This window comes from Variovorax sp. UC122_21, assembly GCF_044056785.1.
In the GTDB taxonomy this organism is placed as follows: Bacteria; Pseudomonadota; Gammaproteobacteria; order Burkholderiales; family Burkholderiaceae_C; genus Variovorax.
The window spans coordinates 2,425,821-2,444,422 of the sequence record NZ_CP172004.1 but is presented as its reverse complement, the minus strand read 5'-3'; the positions used below and the strand labels follow the sequence as shown (position 1 = coordinate 2,444,422).

17 protein-coding genes and 3 pseudogenes are annotated in these 18,602 nt (G+C 70.5%); 10 read left to right on the top strand and 10 right to left on the bottom strand.

Annotated features, from left to right (window positions below):
- Positions 1-28 precede the first annotated feature (28 nt).
- The 3 genes from ACHMXE_RS23835 to ACHMXE_RS23825 are packed head-to-tail and all read right to left on the bottom strand — an operon-like array spanning position 29 to position 3,092.
- Positions 29-1,183 (bottom strand): acyl-CoA dehydrogenase family protein, encoded by a 1,155-nt coding sequence (locus tag ACHMXE_RS23835; protein ID WP_395351687.1) that lies wholly within the window; start codon positions 1,181-1,183, stop codon positions 29-31.
- On the bottom strand, positions 1,180-1,536 hold the full coding sequence (locus ACHMXE_RS23830; protein ID WP_395351685.1) for a lysozyme inhibitor LprI family protein: 357 nt from the start codon (positions 1,534-1,536) through the stop codon (positions 1,180-1,182). Before ACHMXE_RS23830 ends, ACHMXE_RS23835 begins: the two co-directional genes overlap by 4 nt.
- A 32-nt stretch (positions 1,537-1,568) precedes the next feature.
- The gene (locus tag ACHMXE_RS23825) at positions 1,569-3,092 is read right to left on the bottom strand and encodes a CoA-acylating methylmalonate-semialdehyde dehydrogenase (RefSeq protein ID WP_208510962.1); all 1,524 of its coding nucleotides are present in this window, start codon (positions 3,090-3,092) and stop codon (positions 1,569-1,571) included.
- A gap of 253 nt (positions 3,093-3,345) precedes the next feature.
- Between ACHMXE_RS23825 and ACHMXE_RS23820 the strand changes: the two genes are divergently transcribed.
- Positions 3,346-4,245, top strand: coding sequence for a LysR family transcriptional regulator (locus tag ACHMXE_RS23820; protein ID WP_395351683.1), 900 nt, complete (start codon positions 3,346-3,348; stop codon positions 4,243-4,245).
- A 114-nt stretch (positions 4,246-4,359) separates the two neighbouring features.
- Here the strand turns inward: ACHMXE_RS23820 and ACHMXE_RS23815 are convergent.
- A pseudogene (locus ACHMXE_RS23815) lies at positions 4,360-5,211 on the bottom strand (LysR family transcriptional regulator); the annotation flags it as partial.
- A gap of 176 nt (positions 5,212-5,387) precedes the next feature.
- On the opposite strand from ACHMXE_RS23815, the gene ACHMXE_RS23810 reads away from it, so the two are divergent.
- The 7 genes and pseudogenes from ACHMXE_RS23810 to ACHMXE_RS23780 all read left to right on the top strand — a co-directional run bounded on the left by ACHMXE_RS23810 (position 5,388) and on the right by ACHMXE_RS23780 (position 11,015).
- Positions 5,388-6,164, top strand: coding sequence for a dihydrodipicolinate synthase family protein (locus ACHMXE_RS23810; RefSeq protein WP_395351681.1), 777 nt, complete (start codon positions 5,388-5,390; stop codon positions 6,162-6,164).
- Positions 6,071-6,337 carry a hypothetical protein gene (locus tag ACHMXE_RS23805; RefSeq protein ID WP_395351679.1) on the top strand — a complete coding sequence of 89 codons (267 nt, stop codon included), beginning with the start codon at positions 6,071-6,073 and terminating at the stop codon, positions 6,335-6,337. Before ACHMXE_RS23810 ends, ACHMXE_RS23805 begins: the two co-directional genes overlap by 94 nt.
- Positions 6,246-6,989, top strand: a pseudogene (locus tag ACHMXE_RS23800) (aminotransferase class V-fold PLP-dependent enzyme); the annotation flags it as partial. The gene ACHMXE_RS23805 and the pseudogene ACHMXE_RS23800, both read left to right, overlap by 92 nt.
- Before the next feature lie 49 nt (positions 6,990-7,038).
- A complete protein-coding gene (locus ACHMXE_RS23795) occupies positions 7,039-7,614 on the top strand; it encodes a hypothetical protein (protein ID WP_395353122.1) in 576 nt (191 codons plus the stop codon).
- Positions 7,611-8,600, top strand: coding sequence for a tripartite tricarboxylate transporter substrate binding protein (locus tag ACHMXE_RS23790; RefSeq protein ID WP_093344764.1), 990 nt, complete (start codon positions 7,611-7,613; stop codon positions 8,598-8,600). Before ACHMXE_RS23795 ends, ACHMXE_RS23790 begins: the two co-directional genes overlap by 4 nt.
- 13 nt (positions 8,601-8,613) lie before the next feature.
- Entirely contained in the window at positions 8,614-9,795 is a 1,182-nt protein-coding gene (locus ACHMXE_RS23785) for an enolase C-terminal domain-like protein (protein WP_395351677.1), read from the top strand.
- Between the two features lie 53 nt (positions 9,796-9,848).
- Positions 9,849-11,015 carry a pyridoxal phosphate-dependent aminotransferase gene (locus ACHMXE_RS23780; RefSeq protein WP_395351675.1) on the top strand — a complete coding sequence of 389 codons (1,167 nt, stop codon included), beginning with the start codon at positions 9,849-9,851 and terminating at the stop codon, positions 11,013-11,015.
- Here ACHMXE_RS23780 and ACHMXE_RS23775 read toward each other — a convergent pair.
- The 3 genes and pseudogenes from ACHMXE_RS23775 to ACHMXE_RS23765 form a co-directional block, all read right to left on the bottom strand.
- Positions 11,012-12,391: a CoA transferase gene (locus tag ACHMXE_RS23775; protein WP_395351673.1), complete on the bottom strand. Its 1,380-nt coding sequence runs from the start codon at positions 12,389-12,391 to the stop codon at positions 11,012-11,014. The genes ACHMXE_RS23780 and ACHMXE_RS23775 overlap by 4 nt on opposite strands.
- A gap of 77 nt (positions 12,392-12,468) precedes the next feature.
- The gene (locus tag ACHMXE_RS23770; RefSeq protein WP_057595049.1) at positions 12,469-13,107 is read right to left on the bottom strand and encodes a 3-oxoacid CoA-transferase subunit B; all 639 of its coding nucleotides are present in this window, start codon (positions 13,105-13,107) and stop codon (positions 12,469-12,471) included.
- Position 13,108: 1 nt separating this feature from the next.
- A pseudogene (locus ACHMXE_RS23765) lies at positions 13,109-13,909 on the bottom strand (CoA transferase subunit A).
- Between the two features lie 95 nt (positions 13,910-14,004).
- On the opposite strand from ACHMXE_RS23765, the gene ACHMXE_RS23760 reads away from it, so the two are divergent.
- Positions 14,005-14,607 (top strand): LuxR C-terminal-related transcriptional regulator, encoded by a 603-nt coding sequence (locus ACHMXE_RS23760; RefSeq protein ID WP_057595047.1) that lies wholly within the window; start codon positions 14,005-14,007, stop codon positions 14,605-14,607.
- A 164-nt stretch (positions 14,608-14,771) separates the two neighbouring features.
- Positions 14,772-14,912: a hypothetical protein gene (locus ACHMXE_RS23755; RefSeq protein WP_172705439.1), complete on the top strand. Its 141-nt coding sequence runs from the start codon at positions 14,772-14,774 to the stop codon at positions 14,910-14,912.
- Between the two features lie 204 nt (positions 14,913-15,116).
- Here the strand turns inward: ACHMXE_RS23755 and ACHMXE_RS23750 are convergent, their stop codons facing one another.
- From ACHMXE_RS23750 to adh, 3 genes are all read right to left on the bottom strand, one after another.
- Positions 15,117-16,463 (bottom strand): DUF2325 domain-containing protein, encoded by a 1,347-nt coding sequence (locus ACHMXE_RS23750; protein WP_395351670.1) that lies wholly within the window; start codon positions 16,461-16,463, stop codon positions 15,117-15,119.
- Positions 16,464-16,580: 117 nt separating this feature from the next.
- Entirely contained in the window at positions 16,581-16,970 is a 390-nt protein-coding gene (locus tag ACHMXE_RS23745) for a DUF779 domain-containing protein (RefSeq protein WP_395351668.1), read from the bottom strand.
- 81 nt (positions 16,971-17,051) lie between these two features.
- Positions 17,052-18,572, bottom strand: coding sequence for an aldehyde dehydrogenase (gene adh / locus ACHMXE_RS23740; protein ID WP_395351666.1), 1,521 nt, complete (start codon positions 18,570-18,572; stop codon positions 17,052-17,054).
- Positions 18,573-18,602 lie beyond the last annotated feature (30 nt).

Genomic DNA, 18,602 nt, shown 5'->3' with positions numbered 1-18,602 from the left:
TGTCTTGAGGGGTTCCGGATACGGGGCGTCAGCGGATATCGCTGTCCCCTTCCAGCAATTTTCGCGCAACGATCACGCGCATGATCTCGTTGGTGCCCTCGAGGATCTGGTGCACGCGGGTGTCGCGCACCAGCCGCTCGAGCGGGAACTCGCTGAGGTAGCCGTAGCCGCCGTGCAATTGCAGCGCGTCGTTGCAGACATCGAAGCCCGCATCGGTCGCGAAGCGCTTGGCCATCGCGCAGTAGGTGCTGGCGTCGGCGTGGCCGGCGTCGAGCTTGCTCGCGGCCAGCCGCACCATCTGGCGCGCGGCCACCAGCTCGGTCGCCATGTCGGCGAGCTTGAACTGCAGCGCCTGGAAGCTCGCGATCGGCTTGCCGAACTGCTGGCGCTCGTGCAGGTAGCGGCGCGCCGCGTCGAGCGCGCCCTGCGCCGCGCCCACCGAGCAGGTCGCGATGTTGATGCGCCCGCCGTCGAGCCCCTTCATCGCGATGCGGAAGCCCTCGCCTTCCTTGCCCAGCAGGTTTGCGGCGGGGATGCGCACGTTGTCGAAATTGATGGTGCGCGTGGGCTGGCTGTTCCAGCCCATCTTGTGCTCCTTCTTGCCGTAGCTCACGCCGGCCGCATCGGCCGGCACCGCGAAGGCCGAGATGCCGCTGGCGCCCGCGCCGCCGGTGCGCGCCATCAGCACCAGCACGTCGGTGGAACCGGCGCCCGAGATGAAGGCCTTGCCGCCGTTGATCACGTATTCGGCGCCCTGCAGCTCGGCGCGCGTCTTGAGCGAGCCCGCGTCCGAGCCGGCGCCCGGCTCGGTGAGGCAGTACGAGGCCAGCTTGCGCCCGCTCGTGAGGTCCTCGCCCCACTGCTCGGCCACCGCATCGGTGGCCCAGGTGCCGAGCATCCAGGTCGCCATGTTGTGGATGGTGATGAAGGCCGTGGTCGACGGGTCGACCGCGGCCATCTCCTCGAACACCAGCGCGGCATCGAGCCGCGGCAGGCCGAGGCCGCCGATGCGCTCGGGCGCGTAGAGGCCGCAGAAGCCCAGCTCGCCGGCCTTGGCGATGGCCTCCTTCGGGAAGAAAGCCTCGGCGTCCCACTGCGCCGCATGCGGCGCGAATTCGGCCTGCGCGAAATCGCGCGCGCTCTGCGCAAAGGCGTTCTGCTCTTCGGACAGTTCGAAGTTCATTGTTCGCGACCCTTCCAGCGATCCAGTTCGGCGGTCCGTTTCCGGGTCGATTTCTCCAGGCATGAATTGAATACCAGCGGCCACATGGAGCCGCCCTCGTTGGCCTTCGAGGCGCGCTTGCAGGCCGGGTCGCGGCCCTTGAGCCAGGCGCGCTGCTCGTTGCGCAGCGCGGTGCGCATCGACGGCGACAGCGTCTTCATCACCTCGCCATAGCGGATGTTGAGCGCCGCATCGGCGGCGCGGAAATCGCGCGCCGCGCACGCGTTCATCTGCTGCTGGTTCCCGTTGGGATCGCAGTCGTCCGCGTCGGCGGCCGCCCGCGCGCCGCCGGCGAGCAGCGCGAGCGTCGCCACCGCGCCCCAGGCCGCGACGCGAAGGCGCTTCCTCACTTGAGGCTGATGGTGGTGTTGACGCCGTGCGAGACGGTGCTGTCGTCGAACCAGCGTGCCGTCACGGTCTTGGTCTGGGTGTAGAACATGATGACCTGCTTGCCGTACGGGCCGAGGTCGCCGAGCTTGGAGGCGCGCGAACCGGTGAACGAGAACATCGGGACCGGCACCGGGATCGGCACGTTGATGCCGACCTGGCCCACGTCGATGTCTTCCTGGAAGCGGCGCGCCGCGGCGCCCGACTGCGTGAAGATCGCGGTGCCGTTGCCGTTCGGGTTGCTGTTGATCAGCTCGATGGCCTCGTCGATGGTCTCGGCGTCGGCCACGCACAGCACCGGTCCGAAGATCTCCTGGTCATAGATGGTCATGCCGGGCTTCACGCCGGTGAAGATCGTCGGGCCGACGAAGTTGCCCTTCTCGTAGCCGGGCACGCTGGGCTTGCGGCCGTCGAGCACGAGCTCGGCGCCGTCGGCCAGGCCGCGTTCGATCAGGCTGCTGACGCGGTCGTGCGCCGCGCACGAGACCAGCGGGCCCACGTCCACGCCCTTCTCGGTGCCGGCACCGATCTTCAGCGTCTTGGCCTTCTCGATCAGCTCGGGCACCCACTTGCGCGCGTCGCCCACCAGCACCGCCACCGACACCGCCATGCAGCGTTGGCCCGCGGCGCCGAAGCTCGCGCCGGCCAGCGCGTTGAGCGTCTGTTCCTTGTTGGCGTCGGGCATCACGATGGCGTGGTTCTTCGCGCCCATCATGCATTGCACGCGCTTGCCGGCCAGGGTGGCGCGGTTGTAGACGTGGGTGCCGACCTTGGTCGAGCCGACGAAGCTGATCGCCTTGATGTCCTTGTGGTCGCAGATGCCGTTGACCACGGCCTCGCCACCATGGACCACGTTGAGCACGCCGGCCGGGATGCCGGCCTCGAGCGCGAGCTCGCACAGGCGCATCGTGACCATCGGGTCCTGCTCGGAGGGCTTGAGCACGAAGGTGTTGCCGGTGACGATGGCCATCGGGAACATCCACAGCGGGATCATGGCCGGGAAGTTGAACGGCGTGATGCCCGCGCACACGCCCAGCGGCTGCAGCAGGGTGTACGTGTCGACGCCGTTGGCCACGTTGTTGGCCAGCTCGCCGAGCTGCAGGTTGCCGATGTTCGAGGCGTGCTCGACCACTTCGAGGCCGCGGAACACGTCGCCCTCGGCATCGGGCAGGGTCTTGCCCTGCTCGGCCGTGAGGATCGCGGCCAGCTCGGCCATGTTCTCGCGGATCAGTTGCTGGTACTTGAGGAAGATGCGCGCGCGCGCGCCGAGCGGGGTCTTGCGCCAGGTCTTGAAGGCGTCCTTGGCCGAAGCGACGGCGGCGTCGAGCTCGTCCTGTGTGGCGAAAGGCACGCGGGCCAGCACCTGCTGCGTGGCCGGGTTGACGATGTCGCGCCATTCGGTGGTCTTCGACTCGACGAACTTGCCGCCGATCAAGAGCTTGACGGTGGCGATCTGGGTCGAGGGCTGGGTGCTGGCGTCCATGTGCTTGTCTCCTGTGAATGCGGTGCCGAAGGCGGCGGAACAGCGGGCATCGTAGCTTTGCAGTTTTGCTATGACAATAGACAAAATTGCGCTGGGGTTTTGCAAAAATGCAGAACGCGGGTACAAGGACGCAGAGGACGCGAAGGTTCCGCGAAGAGCGCAAAAAAACGAATTCACTTTTTTGATTTCTTTCGCGTCCTTCGCGGAACCTTCGCGTCCTCTGCGTGCCGGTTCCCGCATTCAGAAAGAGCCGATGGACTGGGACAACCTCCGCTATTTCCTCGAACTCGCGCGCTCCGGCACGCTGATGAGCGCCGCGCGCCGGCTCGAAGTCGACCACACGACGGTGGCGCGCCGCATCCAGGCGCTCGAGAAGGAGGTGGGCGCGCCGCTGTTCGCGCGCGAGGCCGGCGGCCATCGGCTCACCGAAGCCGGCCGGCGGCTGCAGCCGCAGGTGGAGGCGATGGAGAGCGCCTTCCTCGCGGTGGAGAGCACGGCGCCGGCCTCGCAGGAAGGGCTGTCGGGGCTGGTGCGCATCGGCGCCACCGAAGGCTTCGGCACCGCGGTGCTGGCGCCGCAACTCGCGCTGTTCGCGCGCCAGCATCCACGGCTGACCATCGACCTGCTGGCGATGCCGCGGCTGGTGCATCTGTCGCGGCGCGAGGCCGACATCGTGATCTCGCTCGAGCGGCCGGCGCGCGGGCCGGTGCTGGTCACCAAGCTCAGCGACTACACGCTGCGCCTCTACGCCTCGAAGCCCTACCTCGCGGCGCACAAGCCGATCGCCACGCGCGAGGACCTGCGCGGCCACACCTTCATCAGCTATGTCGACGACCTGCTGTTCAGCAAGGAGCTGCAGTACCTCGACGAGCTGCACCGCCCCGACAGCTTCGCGCTGCGCAGCACCAGCGTGCTGGCGCAGCACCGCGCGGTGGCCGCGGGCGCGGGCATCGCGGTGCTGCCGGCCTTCCTGGCCGAGGGCGACGGCAGCCTGCAGCCGGTGCTCGCGGGCCAGGCGAACTTCACGCGCACCTTCTGGATGTCGATGCCGGCCGAGACCAAGCACCTCGCGCGCATGAAGGCGACCTGGGAGTTCCTGCAGCAGACCGCGCAGGCGCAGCGCGAGCTGCTGCTGCCCGATGCGGGCGCCTAAGCCACGCTCTCGAGCACCGGCTCGCCCGGGTACGGGCGCTGCGGCCCGCACCAGCTCGCCCAGATGGCGCCACAGCCGCTCGGCCTGCTCGGCCAGCGGCGCGCGCCGGCGCATCAGCATGAAGCGCAGCGGCACCTCGAGCGAAGGGCCGCCGGCCCGCACGAGGCGCCCGGCATCGAGGTCCTCGCGCACCAGCGCCTGCGGCAGCCAGGCCACGCCGAGCCGCGACAGCGCCATGAAGCGCAGCCCGTCGGTCAGGCTGGCCTCGTGGTGGCGCTGCAGCCGCAGTTCGCCATGGCGCTCGAGCAGCGGCGCCAGCGACCAGCCCAGGTGGCATTCGTCGGCATAGCCGAGGAAGGAAACGGGCGCGCCGGCGGGATCGCGCAGGTCGAACAGCGGCCCGCCCGCGGCATTGGGCGCGCTCACCGGCACCAGCCGTTCGCGCCCCAGTTCCAGCACCAGGCAGTCGCCCGCCTCGCAGGCCGAGCCCGCGCGCGCGGCCACCGCGCCGGCCTCGTCGAACAGCGCGACCACGTAGTCGACCGAGCCCTCGGCCAGCATCTCGAAGCACTCGGGCAGGTTGTCGGAGCTGACGCTGAACTTGGCGCTCCGGAAGTCGTTGTGCAGCCGCGGCACCCAGTCGGGGAAGAACACGGCCGACATGATGTGCGGCGCCGCGAAGCGGATGCGCTGCTGCCGGTCCTCGCCATCGGCCTTGATCGACTTGCGCAGCCCCTCCAGCGCATAGACCACCTCGGAGGAGATCGCCTGCAGCCGCTCGCCGGGCTGCGTGAGCTCGAGCGCCGCGGTGCGCCGGTCGAACAGCGGCGCGCCGATCCACTGCTCGAGGCCCTGGATGCGCCGGCTCAGTCCCGACACCGACACATGGCAGCGCTCGGCGGCGCGGCTGAAGCTGCGCGTCTGGCACAGGACCAGGAAATCCTTCAGGCTGACCAGGTCGATCATTTGCGGTTTCCTCAAAAGTTGGCGGCCATCCGAGTCTACTGTCGCCCAGCTGCAGCACGGGCACTTCGGCATCCTTACCTTTTGCGGCTTTCGCAAAACCCGGCGCCCGATCGGCAACCCGCTCGAGGCCCTTGCGCCCAAGAATTCCGGCACCTCGAACCCTTGCTGGAATCCAGATGCCGTCCCCCACCCCCCAACGCCTGCGCGGCGTGCTCGCCCCGGTACTCACCCCCTTCGACGCCACTCTGAAGCCCGACGCCGCCCGCTTCCTGCGGCTGTGCCGCTGGCTGGTGGCACAGGACTGCGGGCTCGCGATGTTCGGCACCAACTCCGAAGGCAACTCGCTCTCGGTCGACGAGCGCATCGAGCTGCTGCAGCAGGCCGTGGCCGCGGGCGTACCGGCCGCGCGCATGCTGCCGGGCACCGGCAGCTGCTCGCTGGCCGACGCGGTTCGGCTCACGCGCTGCGCGGTCGACCAGGGCTGCGCCGGCGTGCTGGCGCTGCCGCCCTTCTATTACAAGAGCGTCACCGACGACGGCCTGTTCGCCTTCTTCAGCGAGGTGATCGAGCGGGTCGGCGAACGCGGCCTGCGGCTCTACCTCTATCACATCCCGCCGGTGGCGCAGGTGGGCTTCTCCCACGCGCTGGTCGAGCGCCTGCTGAAGCGCTACCCCGGCACGGTCGCCGGCATGAAGGACACCGGCGGCGACTGGGACTACACCGCGCGCACCATCGCGCAGTTCGGGCCCCGAGGGCTTCGACGTCTTCGCGGGCACCGAGACCATCCTGCTCGACACCCTGCGCCACGGGCGGCACGGGCTGCATCTCGGCCACCGCGAACGTCAATCCCCGCGCCATCGTGCGCCTGTTCGACACGTGGCAGGACGCGGATGCCGATGCGCGGCAGGCGGCGCTCAATGCGGTGCGCGCGAAGTTCGCGGCCCATCCGCTGATTCCCGCCATGAAGTCGGCCATCGCGATGGCCACGGGCGATGCGCAATGGGCGCGCGTGCGGCCGCCGCTCGAGGCGCTCGATGCGCAGCGGCAGGCGTCGCTGCGGCAGGCGCTGCGCGACCAGTCCTTCGATCTCGCCGCACTCGACGTCGATGCCAGCGATCGCCACTGAGCCGGTCGCGGCCGCGCCCTTCACCGAGGCCGAACTCGCGCGCCTGCGCCGCGACACGCCCGCCTGGGGCGCCGACGCGCACCTCGCGCATTTCGCGCATGGCTCGGCGAGCCTGCCGCCCGAACCCGTCTACGCGCAATGGCAAGCCTGGCTCGAGGCCGAGCGCACGCTGGGCACGCACCGCGCCACCGAACGGCATGCGGACGCGCTGCATGCGGTGCGCGCCAGCGTCGCGCGGCTCGTCAACGCGCAGCCGCACCAGGTCGCGCTGCTCGGTTCCGCGAGCCAGGCCTGGGCCACCGCGATGAGCGCGGCGCACGCGCCCCATGTGATCACGACCCATGACGAATACGGCGCCAACGCGCTGCACCTGCTGAACGCGGCGCGACAGGGGCGACTCGGCTTCACGGTGATCGGCACGCGGCCCGGCGCGACGCCGCTGACGCAGCGCCTGGACCATGCGCTGCGCCATGCACCCGCCGGCCGCCGCTTCGTGGTCTCGCTCGCCGCCGTGCCGACCGCCTGGGGCGTTGCCACGCCCATGGACGGCGTGGCGCGCTGCGTGCATGCGCATGGCGGCCTGCTGTTCCTCGATGCCAGCCATGCGGTGGGCCAGGGGCCGGTCGACATGCAGGCCCTGGGCTGCGACGTGCTGGTGTTCCCCCACGCGCAAATGGCTGCGCGGCCCGCGCGGCGCGGGCGTGCTGTGCCTGTCGGAACGCGCGCTCGAAATGCTCGGCACGCCCGATGCCATCGACGTGGCGGGCGCGCAGTGGCTGGAGGCCGAGCGCCTGCAGCCCTGGTCCGATGCGCGGCGTTTCGAGGGCCACGAGTTCCATCCGGGCCTGCGGCTGGCGCTGGGCGCGGCCTGCGACTACGCGCTCGCGGTCGACCCCGCGCGCATCGCACGACAGAACGCGCGGGTGCGCCAGCGCCTCGCGCAGGCGCTGCAGGAGCGCTTCGGCTGGCAGCCGCTCGAGGCCGGGCTGCCCGATCGCAGCGCGCTGCTGACCTATCGCCTGCCCGAGGCCTTCGGCGATGGCGCGGCCTTCGTCCGCCGCCTCGCCGACGCGGGCGTCCACGCCTCCTTCGTCGGCCCGCAGCACGCGCGCTGGGCGCTCGAGGCCGCGGGCCTGCCGGGCGTGCTGCGGCTCACGCCGCACTACCTCACGGACGAGGACGAGATCGCGCGCCTCGTGGAGGCCATCGAGACCCACGAATCCCCGCGTCCACCGCTGACGCTGTTCCATCGACACCCAAAAAGGAGACAAGCATGAAGATCCATCCCCACCCCCTCGCCCGCCTGGCCACCGCGCTCGCGCTGTTCGCCACCGTCGCCGCGAGTCCGCCGGCCGCCGCGCAGGCCTATCCCTCGAAGCCCATCAGCGTCGTCATCCAGTACCCGGTCGGCGGTCCGTCGGATGCCCTCGCGCGCCTGCTCGCGCCGCGCCTGCAGGCCGCGCTCGGGCAGCCGCTGGTGATCGAGGCCCGGGTCGGCGCCGGCGGCAACATCGGCACCGACTTCGTGGCCAAGGCCAAACCCGACGGCTACACGCTGCTGCTGTCCTCGAGCGGACCGCTGGCGATCAGCCCGTGGCTCTATCCGAAGCTGCCCTATCGCCCGCTCAAGGACCTGGTGCCGGTGGTGCAGCTCGCCGCAGTGCCGCTGGTGCTCGAGGTCAACGACGCGAACCCGGCGCGCAGCGCGGCGGAGTTCCTGCGGCTGCTGAAGGCCAACCCCGGCAAGTACAGCTTCGGCTCGTCCGGCAACGGCACGCCGCAGCACCTGTCGGCGGTGCTGCTCGGTTCGATGACCGGCGTGACGCTCACGCACGTGCCTTACAAGGGCCAGGCGCCGATGGCCACCGACCTGATGGGCGGGCAGATCGACTTCGCGATCGACAGCATGGTTTCGGCCATGCCCAACCTCGCGACCGGACGGCTGCGCGCACTGGCCGTCACCGGCCGCCAGCGCTCGCCGCTGCTGCCCGGGGTGCCGACGATGGAAGAGGCCGGCGTGCCCGGCTACGAGGCGCTCGCCTGGTACGGCCTGATGGCGCCGGCGGGCACGCCGCGCGCCATCGTCGAGCGGCTCAACGAGGCCGCGCGCCAGGCGCTCGACACACCCGCCGTGCGCGAGCAGATCGCGCGGCTCGGCAGCGCGCCCGTGCACGGCACGCCCGAGCGCTTCGGCGCCTTCATCCAGGCCGAGTACGACAAGTGGGGGCCGATCGTGAAGAGCACCGGCGCCGTCGTCGATTGAGGCCGCACCGCCCATGAAGATCCTCAGCATCGCGGAACGCACCGTTCCCATCGCCTCCTTGCTGCGCAACGCGCGCATCGATTTCAGCGAGATCACCGCCAGCGTGGTGGCCATCGTCACCGACCAGTTCCGCGACGGCCGCCGCGTCGTCGGCCATGCCTTCAACTCCTTCGGCCGCTACGGCTGCGGCGGGCCGCTGCGAGAGCGCTTCATCCCGCGCCTGCTGCGCGCCACGCCCGAGGAACTCAACGACCCCGCCAGCGGCATCGTCGACCCGCAACGCGCGCTCGACCTGATGCTGCGGCGCGAGAAGGCCGGCGCCCATGCCGAGCGCTCGATGGCGGTCGGCACGCTGGAACTCGCGCTCTGGGACATCGTCGGCAAGATGCGCGGCCTGCCGCTGTACCGGGTGCTGGCCGAGCGCATGGGCGAGCCCGGCATCGAACCCGCGCGCTCGGTGCGCTGCTACGTGGGCGGCGGCTTCTACCGCGACCACGACGACATGGCCCGGCTCGGCGACGAGGTGCGCGGCCATCTCGATGCCGGCTACACCGAGCTCAAGATCAAGGCCGGCGGCCTGCCGCTGGCCGCGGAGCTGCGGCGCATCGAGTCGGTGCTGGCGCTGGTGGACTCGGGTTCGCGGCTGGCGCTCGACGCGAGCTGCGCCTTCGGGCGCGACGAGGCGCTGGCCTTCGCGCGCGCCATCGCGCCCTATGGCCTGCGCTGGCTCGAGGAGCCCTGCGACCCGGCCGACTTCGAGACCTACCGCGCGGTCAGCGAGGCCTATGCGGGCACCGTCGCCGGCGGCGAGAACCTGTTCTCGCGCGAGGAGGTCGCCAACTTCCTGCGCTACGGCGGCTTCGAAGGCCGCGTCGTGCTGCAGCCCGATCCGCCGCTGGCCTACGGCCTGCTCGAGCTGCAGCGCATCGTGGCGCTGGCTCGGGCGCATGGCGTGGCGCGCGAGAACATCGTGCCGCATGGCGGCAACCTGATGTCGCTGCACGCGACCGCGGGGCTGGGGCTCGGCAGCGCGGAGTCCTATCCCGGCCTGTTCGGCCCCTTCGGCGGCTTCAGCCGCGAGGTCCGCATCGAGAACGGGCGCGCCACCCTGCCCGAGTCGCCGGGCATCGGCTTCGAGGAGCAGCCCGCGCTCTACGGCATCTTCCGCGAGCTCGCGGCCAGCCTGGGGGTGTGAACGCGCGCGCCGGCCGCAGAATGCGCGGACAACGCCTGCCAGGAGACGCTCGCATGCCACGCCACCGCCCCGCCCGCCTGACCCACATCGCCGGCATCGGCGTCGACCGCATGGGCGCCATCGCCGACGACGCCGAGGGCCCGCCCTTCCTGCGGCTCGAGAACCTCGACGTCGACATCCCGCCCGATGCCGAGGCCGTGGCGCGCACCGTGCGCGCCGCCACCGAGGACGCCGACAACAGCTACCTGCCCTTCGTCGGCCAGGCGCGGCTGCGCGAGGTCGCGGCGCGCCATGTGTCGGAACTCTCGGGCGTGGCCTACGAGGCGCGCCACTGCGTGATCTCGGCCGGCGGGCTCTCGGGCATCCTCAATGCCCTGCTGGCCACGGTGGAGGTCGGCGACGAGGTGCTGGTGACCGACCCGACCTATGCCGGCCTGCTCAACCGCATCCGGCTCGCGGGCGGCACGCCGAAGTACGTGCCGTTTTGCTTCACGCCCGGCGGCGAATGGAAGCTCGACCGCGAGGCGCTGCGCGCCGCCGTGGGCCCGCGCGTGCGCACCATGCTGCTGATGTCGCCCTCGATGCCCTCGGGCGGTTTCTTCGACGCCGACGACTGGCGCGCGATCGCCGCGCTGTGCGTGCAGCACGACCTGACGCTGATCCTCGACGCCGCGATGGAGCGGCTGCTGTTCGACGGCCGCCAGGTCATCCATCCGGCCGGGCTGCCCGGCATGGCCGAGCGCACGATCACCGTGGGCTCGTCGGCCAAGGAGCTGCGCATGATCGGCTGGCGCGTGGGCTGGACCGTGGCGCCCGAGAGCTACATGCCCGACCTGGTGGCGGTGTCGCTGGCCAACGTGGTGGTGCCGGTGGGCATCGCGCAGGACGCGGTCGCCACCGCGCTCGCGCAGTCGCCGCGCACGCTGGCGCCCTACGTGGCCGAACTCGAACGGCGGCGCGACACGCTGCTCGACGAGCTGCGCGGCCTGCCCGTGGGCGTGCCGGCCGGCGGTTGGTCGATGCTGCTGCGCGCCAGCGATTTCGGCATCGACGGCCAGACGCTCTCCGAGCGGCTGCTGAAGGCGCGCGTCTGCGCCACCGCCATGCAGGGCTGGGGCGAGACGCATGGCGCGCAGTACCTGCGCTTCGTGTTCTCGAACGAGCCGGTGGAGCGGCTGCGCGGCCTCGGCGACAAGGTGCGCGCGGCGCTCAAGGCCTAGGGCCACTCCGCGGGGTCGCTGCCCGGCGGCATCGAGGGCCGCGGCCAGGCAGCCGGCGTGCGCGCGAGCAGCGCGCTGTGGCGCAAGCCCGCGAGCTCGCCGAAGCCCGAGGGCTCGGTTTCCACATAGGGCGCGATGTCGGGCCTGGCCGTAGCGAGCCCGCCGGGCACGCGGCCGAGTCCGCGCAGCCAGTGGCCGGTCTGCGCGAGCGACACCCGCACCAGCCAGCTGCCGCCCTCGCGCTGCTGTCGATGCAGCGCGGCGGCCGCGCCGAAGGCGATCAGGTAGCCCGTGGCCTCGTCGAGGATCTGCATCGGCAGCGGCTTCGGCTTGCCGTCGCCGGCCGCCTCGCCCTCGGCCTGGTTGAAGCCCATGGCGGTCTGCACCAGCGAATCGAAGCCGCGTCGGCCGGCCCACGGCCCCTGCGTGCCATAGGCGGTGAGCGAGACGCAGACGATGCCCGGCCGCAGCGCCGCGAGCTGCGCCGGCCCGAAACCCAATTCCTCGAGGCCGCCGGGCCGGTAGCCCTGCACGAACACATGCGCATCCCCGGCCAGCCGGCGCAACGCCGCCTGTCCCTCGTCGGTGCGCAGGTCCACGTGCGTCGACAGCTTGCCGCGGCTGGTGTCGGCGATGGCCTCGATGTTGGGCAGCCGCGGCGAGTTGACCAGCAGCACGTCGGCCCCGTAGGCCGCGAGCGCGCGCCCGCCGACCGGGCCGGCCAGGATGCGCGTGAGGTCGAGCACGCGCAGGCCCGCGAGCGGCCGCTGGTCCTCGCGCAGCGGCGGCAGTGCAAGCGGTGCCGCGTCGCCGATGCGCTCGATGGTGAACAGCGGCTGCGCGGCGATCGCGCGGCCCTGCGGCGTGGCATCCCACTCGTCGAAGCGGCGCAGCGCGGTGGCCACCAGCCCGCGCGCAGCGGCGGCTTCCTCGAAGTCGAGCGCGCGCCAGCCGGCCATCGCGGCCTCGGCATCGGCGCGCACGGCCGTCGCGGGATCGAGGCCCAGCAGGCGCAGCGCGCCTTCGCGGTGGTGCGCGAAGTTGGCGTGGATGCGCACCCAGCCATCCGCCGTGCGGTAGAGGCCCGAGAACGCGTCCCAGAGCTCGGGCACGCGGCCATCGAGGCTGAACCAGCCGGTGCATTCGAGCGCGGCATGGCGCATGTCGACCGCGACTGCCTGGCGCGGCACGCCGCGCGCATGGCCGAGTTCGCAGGCCGCCAGCGCGGCCACGGCGATGCTGCCCTGCGCCGCCGCGCCGACCGCGAAGGACGACGGCAGCACCGGGTCGGCGCCCGTGAGCCGCGCCAGCGGCAGTGCGTCGGCCGGCAGGCCGGCCTGGCGCCACAGGTCGTGGAGGATGTCGCTCGCGCTCATCTTTCGTTGTCTCCAATGAAAAAAAGCAGGGCCCGCTCGCGCGGCCCTGCCCTTCGTTTGTCGATTCGGCCTTCGCCTTACTGGATCAGCTTGGCGCCGGTCTTGGCCTGCAGCGCGTCGAAGCTCACGCCGGGCGCGAGTTCGATCACTTTGAGGCCCTCGGGCACCACGTCCATCACGGCGAGGTCGGTGATGATGCGGTCGACCACGCCCACGCCGGTCAGCGGCAGGGTGCACTTCTCGAGGATCTTGAAGTCCTCGGTGCCGTCCTTCTTCTTGGCCACGTGTTCCATCAGCACGATCACGCGCTTGACGCCGGCCACCAGGTCCATCGCGCCGCCCATGCCCTTGACCATCTTGCCGGGGATCATCCAGTTGGCGAGGTCGCCCTGGGTGCTCACCTGCATCGCGCCGAGGATCGAGAGGTTGATCTTGCCTCCGCGGATCATCGCGAAGCTGTCGTGGCTGCCGAAGATGGCCGAGCCCGGCAGCGTGGTGACGGTCTGCTTGCCGGCGTTGATCAGGTCGGCGTCGACCTGGTCCTCGGTCGGGAACGGGCCGATGCCCAGCATGCCGTTCTCGCTCTGCAGCCAGACTTCCTTGGTGCCCGTGTGGTTGGCCACCAGCGTCGGGATGCCGATGCCGAGGTTGACGTAGAAGCCGTCTTCCAGCTCTTGCGCGGCGCGCGCCGCCATCTGGTCTTGGGTCCAGGGCATCTCAGGCTCCTTCTTTCTTGTTGACGACCTTGGCCGGCACTTCGCTGCCGGCGGCGGCCTGGGCGATCGCCGTCTGGGCCTCGACCTTGGCGGCCGCGGCATCGACGCCGGCGCTCACGGTGCGCTTCTCGATGCGCTTCTCGGGCGTGGCGTTCGAGCACCAGGCGGTGCACGTAGATGCCCGGCAGGTGGATGTGGTCGGGGGCCAGCTCGCCCACCTCGACGATCTTCTCGACCTCGACGATGCAGATCTTGCCGGCCATCGCGGCCGCGGGATTGAAGTTGCGCGCCGTCAGGCGGAAGCGCAGGTTGCCCGACTTGTCGGCCACGTCGGCCTTGACCAGCGCCACGTCGGCACCAGCGAATGCTCCATCACGTAGGTCTCGCCGTCGAACTCGCGCAGTTCCTTGCCCTCGGCGACCTGCGTGCCCACGCCGGTCTTGGTGAAGAAGGCCGGGATGCCGGCGCCGCCGGCGCGCAGCTTCTCGGCCAGCGTGCCCTGCGGCGTGAATTCCAGTGCGAGCTCGCCCGCCAGGTACTGGCGTTCGAATTCCTTGTTCTCGCCCACGTAGGAGGCGATCATCTTCTTGATCTGGCGCGTCTCGAGCAGCTTGCCGAGGCCGAAGCCGTCGACGCCCGCGTTGTTCGAGATCACGGTGAGGTTCTGCGCGCCGGAATCCTTGAGCGCCTCGATGAGCGCTTCGGGAATGCCGCACAGGCCGAAGCCGCCGACCGCGAGCATCTGCCCGTCGGCCACGACCCCCTTGAGTGCCGCCTCGGCGGAGGGGTAGATCTTGTTCACTCGTGCTCCTTGATTGGCTGTGTCGAGAGTGGGTGGGAAAGCCCTGAACGATACTACGTACCCGCATACGTAGTATTTCGTAATGGTGACCCCCGATGCAGGAGACGACCGATCGCAAGGCTGAGGCGGCAACGCCCGACATCGACTACCGGCTGGCCTTCGAGCATGCCCCGGTCGGGATGGTGGTGTCGCGCCACCGCGCCATCGTGGCCTGCAACCAGCGCGTGTGCGAGATCTTCGGCGCAACGCCCTCCGCGCTGGTGGGGCATTCGTTCAGCATCCTCTACCCCAGCCTCGCCGAGTTCGAGCGCATCGGCAAGCGCATGGAACCGATCATGAATGCCAGCGGGCACTACGCCGACAACCGCATGATGCGCCGCCTCGGCAGCCTGCATGGCGCGATCGCGGGCGAGACCTTCTGGTGCCATGTCACCGGCCATGCGATGAACCGCGCCATCCCGCACGAGTCGGGCATCTGGACCTTCGAGGACCTGGGATCGCGCCGCGCGACCAAGGCCCAGCTCACGCCGCGCGAACGCGAGGTGGCCGCGCAGGTGATGCGCGGCCTGACCTCGAAGGAGATCGGCAAGGCGCTGGGCATCAGCCACCGCACGGTGGAGCTGCATCGCGCGCGGCTGATGCGCAAGTACGCGGCGGCCACGACGGCGGAGCTGGTGCAGAAGCTGATCGCGGGCTGACCAGCCCGTCGAGCGGATCGCGATGCGGGCCGCCGGGTTCCCTTCGATCGTTGCCGAAACGGAAACGCCGTGTCGATGAAAGGCACGAACCACGGCGCTTTCGCAGGACTATCGTTGCAGTCATGCGGACACGGTGTCCGCGTCACTGTTCAAGGAGTCGTCTCATGACCACAGCTCTTCATTCCGAAAAGGCCCTTCTGCAATCGCGCCTGGCCGCGCATGCCCACGTGCTCGCCGTGCACAAGGCACCGGTCGCGCTGACGCTGGCCGCCGTCATCCTGTCGGTGCTCGGCGTGCGCGCCTGACCCTGGCATTGCGCCAGGGCTGAACGAGAGGCGCCGCGCCGCACGCATCGCGGGATGCGCCCACGGCGCCCCTCATTCAGCGCTCATTCTTCTTCGGTTGCCATCGCGGCAACCGCATGCCGGGCACTGCGCATCTGCCCGCGCGCGAGCGCGACGACGTAGTTCAGCTGGCGGATGAACATCGGGGCGAGGCGCGCGCCCGGCTCAGCCGTGCCGCGGGCAGAGCGGCGACGTGCCGGACGGCCCGTCCTCCCTGCCCTCGCCCTGTGCCTGCATGCCTTCCACCGGTCCCGAGAAGGCCGCGGCGAAGCAGCCGATGCCCGCGCTGCGCAGCGGCAGGTAGCGCACCTGCTGGCGCGTGCACAGCCGCTTGAGGTTGTCCACCGATTCGTGGTCGATGCAGTCGACCGGGAACACCACCACATGGGCCCAGGACACGGCCGCGGCCAGCAGGCCCGCACGGTCCTCGAGGCCGCCGCCGTGGCGCCGAAATTCCCCGCCATGGCGCAGCACGAGGTCGCGGATCGCCGGATAGGTGCTGGGCCGCCCGCCCACGTAGAGGATGCGGCGACCCTGCAGCTGCGCATCGAGCTGCGCCGACTGGTCGTTGCGCCCGCCGTCGTCCGCGTTGATCCGCAGTTGCAGCTCGGCGGCGCCGAGTTCGCGGCCCAGCGCCTGGGCGTGGCGGCGCAGATGATCGAGTGTCTCGGCGAGCTGTGCCGCCTCGGCCTGCGCGGCGGCGGCGGTCTGTTCGGCACGTTCGCGGCGCGCGGTCTGCAGGGCGATCAGCGCGGCCGCCTTCTCGGCCCTGTCGGTCTCCTCCACGCGGTCCTGCCGTTCGGGCGCCGCGGCGGCCGTGGCCTCGATCAGTTCGCGACGCAGCGCCGCGATCTGCCGGTCGCGCTCCTCCATCAGTTCCTGCGCGCGCAGCTGCTGGCGGTCGAGCTTCTCGCGCAGGTCGACGTTGTCGCGCTCCAGCGCCACGAGACGGCGGATGTCAGCACGGTTGGCCGCGCCGACCAGGTGCGACAACATGTGGACGTCGCCGAACACGCGCTGGCGCAGCGCGGGCGTGGTCTTGCGATGCGTCAGCACGGCCCAGTAGGCGCCGGGCACCTCGCCCTGGTGCAGCGATTCGTCCCAATAGGCGGTCAGCGCCTCGGCATCGGCCAGCTTCGAGGCGCGCTGCAGCGCCGGCGCATGCCGGTGGTCGAGCGCCTTCTGCAGCGCCTTCGCGACCTGCGGATCGTGCGAGGTCTGCCGCACCGCGTCGTGGTGGATGTCGAGATCGCTGGCGCCCTTCACGTCGGCGAAGCGGTCCATCAGCTTGCGCAGCTCGGCCGTGCTCAGGCAGGTGCCGATCACCGAGCAATGGAGATGGTGGTCGAGATCCGCCAGCCGTGCGCGGCCGGCCGCGACGGCCTCGTGCGCCTCGGGCTCGGGCGTGGCGCAGCAGTCGACCGCGGCATGGCGCAGCGGCGAATCCGTGCGATCGACGCGCGTGAGCGCGGCATCGGCGGCGGCGAGAAGGCGGAAAGGCGGCTGCTGCATCGGCGGGGCGCGCGACGGCGCGGTCTGGCGAAAACGACACCGCAATATACGACGCAACATAGCGAAAGCCAAGCGCCAGGGCTTTCGACCCGGATTCCGTCTGGGGGCGGAAAAGGCTCAGGCCTTGGCGCCGTCGCGCTCGCGCGCCTCGAGCACGGCCCATTCCTCGTCGGTGAACAGTCGCGAGCGCGTCAGGAAGCGCACGCCCTCGGGCCCTTCGAGCGAGAACATGCCGCCGCGCCCCGGCACCACGTCGATGATCAGCTGCGTGTGCTGCCAGTACTCGAACTGCGGGCCGCTGATGTAGAACGGCATGCCGCCGATGTGGCCCAGCAGCCGGTCGTAGTCGCCGACGATGAACTCGCCCTGGGCATAGCACATGGGCGCGCTGCCGTCGCAGCAGCCGCCCGACTGGTGGAACATCAGCGCGCCGTGCTTCGCGGTGAGCCGCTCGATCAGCGCCAGCGCCGCGTCGGTCGCGGTCACGCGCAGGACTTCTTGGGTCATGGAAAACCTTCGTTCGGGGCTGCACGAACGCCCCCGCGCGTCCCGTCACGGGCCGCGCGGGGCGTGCCTTGCGGCTGGGGATCAGAAGAAGCCGAGCTTGTTCTCGCTGTAGCTCACCAGCAGGTTCTTGGTCTGCTGGTAGTGGTCGAGCATCATGCGGTGGTTCTCGCGGCCGATGCCCGACTGCTTGTAGCCGCCGAAGGCCGCGTGCGCCGGGTACTGGTGGTAGCAGTTGGTCCACACGCGACCGGCCTGGATGCCACGGCCCATGCGGAAGGCGCGGTTCATGTCGCGGCTCCAGACGCCGGCGCCCAGGCCGTAGAGCGTGTCGTTGGCGATCGCGAGCGCCTCCTCCTCGTCCTTGAAGGTGGTGACCGACACCACCGGGCCGAAGATCTCCTCCTGGAAGATGCGCATCTTGTTGTGGCCCTTGAACACGGTCGGCTTCACGTAGTAGCCGTCCTTGAGGTCGCCCGCGAGCGTGTTGCGCTCGCCGCCGATCAGCACCTGCGCGCCCTCCTGCCGGCCGATGTCGAGGTACGACAGGATCTTCTCGAGCTGCTCGCTCGAGGCCTGCGCGCCGATCATGGTCTCCATCTCGAGCGGGCTGCCCTGGCGGATCGCGGCCACGCGCTTCAGCGCGCGCTCCATGAAGCGGTCGTAGATCGATTCCTGGATCAGCGCGCGCGAGGGGCAGGTGCAGACCTCGCCCTGGTTGAGCGCGAACATCGCGAAGCCCTCGAGCGCCTTGTCGAAGAAGGCATCGTCCTTGTCGAGCACGTCGGCGAAGAAGATGTTGGGCGACTTGCCGCCGAGCTCGAGCGTGACGGGAATCAGGTTCTGGCTCGCGTACTGCGAGATCAGCCGGCCGGTGGTGGTCTCGCCCGTGAAGGCGATCTTGCCGATGCGGTTGCTCGAGGCCAGCGGCTTGCCGGCTTCCACGCCGAAGCCGTTGACCACGTTGAGCACGCCCGGCGGCAGCAGGTCGCCGACGATCTCCATCAGCACCAGGATCGACACCGGCGTCTGCTCGGCCGGCTTGAGCACCACGCAGTTGCCGGCCGCGAGCGCGGGCGCGAGCTTCCACACCGCCATCAGCAGCGGGAAGTTCCACGGGATGATCTGGCCGACCACGCCGATCGGCTCGTGGAAGTGGTAGGCGAAGGTCTCGTGGTCGATCTCGCTGATGCCGCCTTCCTGCGCGCGGATGCACGCGGCGAAGTAGCGGAAGTGGTCGATCGCCAGCGGCAGGTCGGCCGCGGTGGTCTCGCGGATCGGCTTGCCGTTGTCCCAGGTCTCGGCGGCCGCGAGCACGGCCAGGTTCTCCTGCATGCGGTCGGCGATGCGGTGGAGGATGTTCGCGCGCTCGGTGGTCGAGGTGCGGCCCCAGGCGGCCTTGGCCTTGTGCGCGGCGTCGAGGGCGCGGTCGATGTCGGCGGCGCTCGAGCGCGGCACCTCGCAGAAGACCTGGCCGGTCACCGGCGTGATGTTCTCGAAGTACTGGTTGTCCACGGGCGCCACCCACTCGCCGCCGATGTAGTTGCCATAGCGCTTCTTGAACGGCACCGCGGTGCCGAATTTGCCCGGTTCGAGCATGTCCATGCGTGTCTCCATGTGTGTTGCAGGCGCCGC

What these genes read in the sequence shown, in the direction of transcription:
- ACHMXE_RS23835 (WP_395351687.1), bottom strand. Translation starts at nt 1,183, where the DNA reads ATGAACTTCGAACTGTCCGAAGAGCAGAACGCCTTTGCGCAGAGCGCG.
- ACHMXE_RS23825 (WP_208510962.1), bottom strand. Translation starts at nt 3,092, where the DNA reads ATGGACGCCAGCACCCAGCCCTCGACCCAGATCGCCACCGTCAAGCTC.
- ACHMXE_RS23820 (WP_395351683.1), top strand. Translation starts at nt 3,346, where the DNA reads ATGGACTGGGACAACCTCCGCTATTTCCTCGAACTCGCGCGCTCCGGC.
- ACHMXE_RS23810 (WP_395351681.1), top strand. Translation starts at nt 5,388, where the DNA reads ATGCCGTCCCCCACCCCCCAACGCCTGCGCGGCGTGCTCGCCCCGGTA.
- ACHMXE_RS23790 (WP_093344764.1), top strand. Translation starts at nt 7,611, where the DNA reads ATGAAGATCCATCCCCACCCCCTCGCCCGCCTGGCCACCGCGCTCGCG.
- ACHMXE_RS23785 (WP_395351677.1), top strand. Translation starts at nt 8,614, where the DNA reads ATGAAGATCCTCAGCATCGCGGAACGCACCGTTCCCATCGCCTCCTTG.
- ACHMXE_RS23780 (WP_395351675.1), top strand. Translation starts at nt 9,849, where the DNA reads ATGCCACGCCACCGCCCCGCCCGCCTGACCCACATCGCCGGCATCGGC.
- ACHMXE_RS23775 (WP_395351673.1), bottom strand. Translation starts at nt 12,391, where the DNA reads ATGAGCGCGAGCGACATCCTCCACGACCTGTGGCGCCAGGCCGGCCTG.
- ACHMXE_RS23770 (WP_057595049.1), bottom strand. Translation starts at nt 13,107, where the DNA reads ATGCCCTGGACCCAAGACCAGATGGCGGCGCGCGCCGCGCAAGAGCTG.
- ACHMXE_RS23760 (WP_057595047.1), top strand. Translation starts at nt 14,005, where the DNA reads ATGCAGGAGACGACCGATCGCAAGGCTGAGGCGGCAACGCCCGACATC.
- ACHMXE_RS23755 (WP_172705439.1), top strand. Translation starts at nt 14,772, where the DNA reads ATGACCACAGCTCTTCATTCCGAAAAGGCCCTTCTGCAATCGCGCCTG.
- ACHMXE_RS23750 (WP_395351670.1), bottom strand. Translation starts at nt 16,463, where the DNA reads ATGCAGCAGCCGCCTTTCCGCCTTCTCGCCGCCGCCGATGCCGCGCTC.
- ACHMXE_RS23745 (WP_395351668.1), bottom strand. Translation starts at nt 16,970, where the DNA reads ATGACCCAAGAAGTCCTGCGCGTGACCGCGACCGACGCGGCGCTGGCG.
- adh (WP_395351666.1), bottom strand. Translation starts at nt 18,572, where the DNA reads ATGGACATGCTCGAACCGGGCAAATTCGGCACCGCGGTGCCGTTCAAG.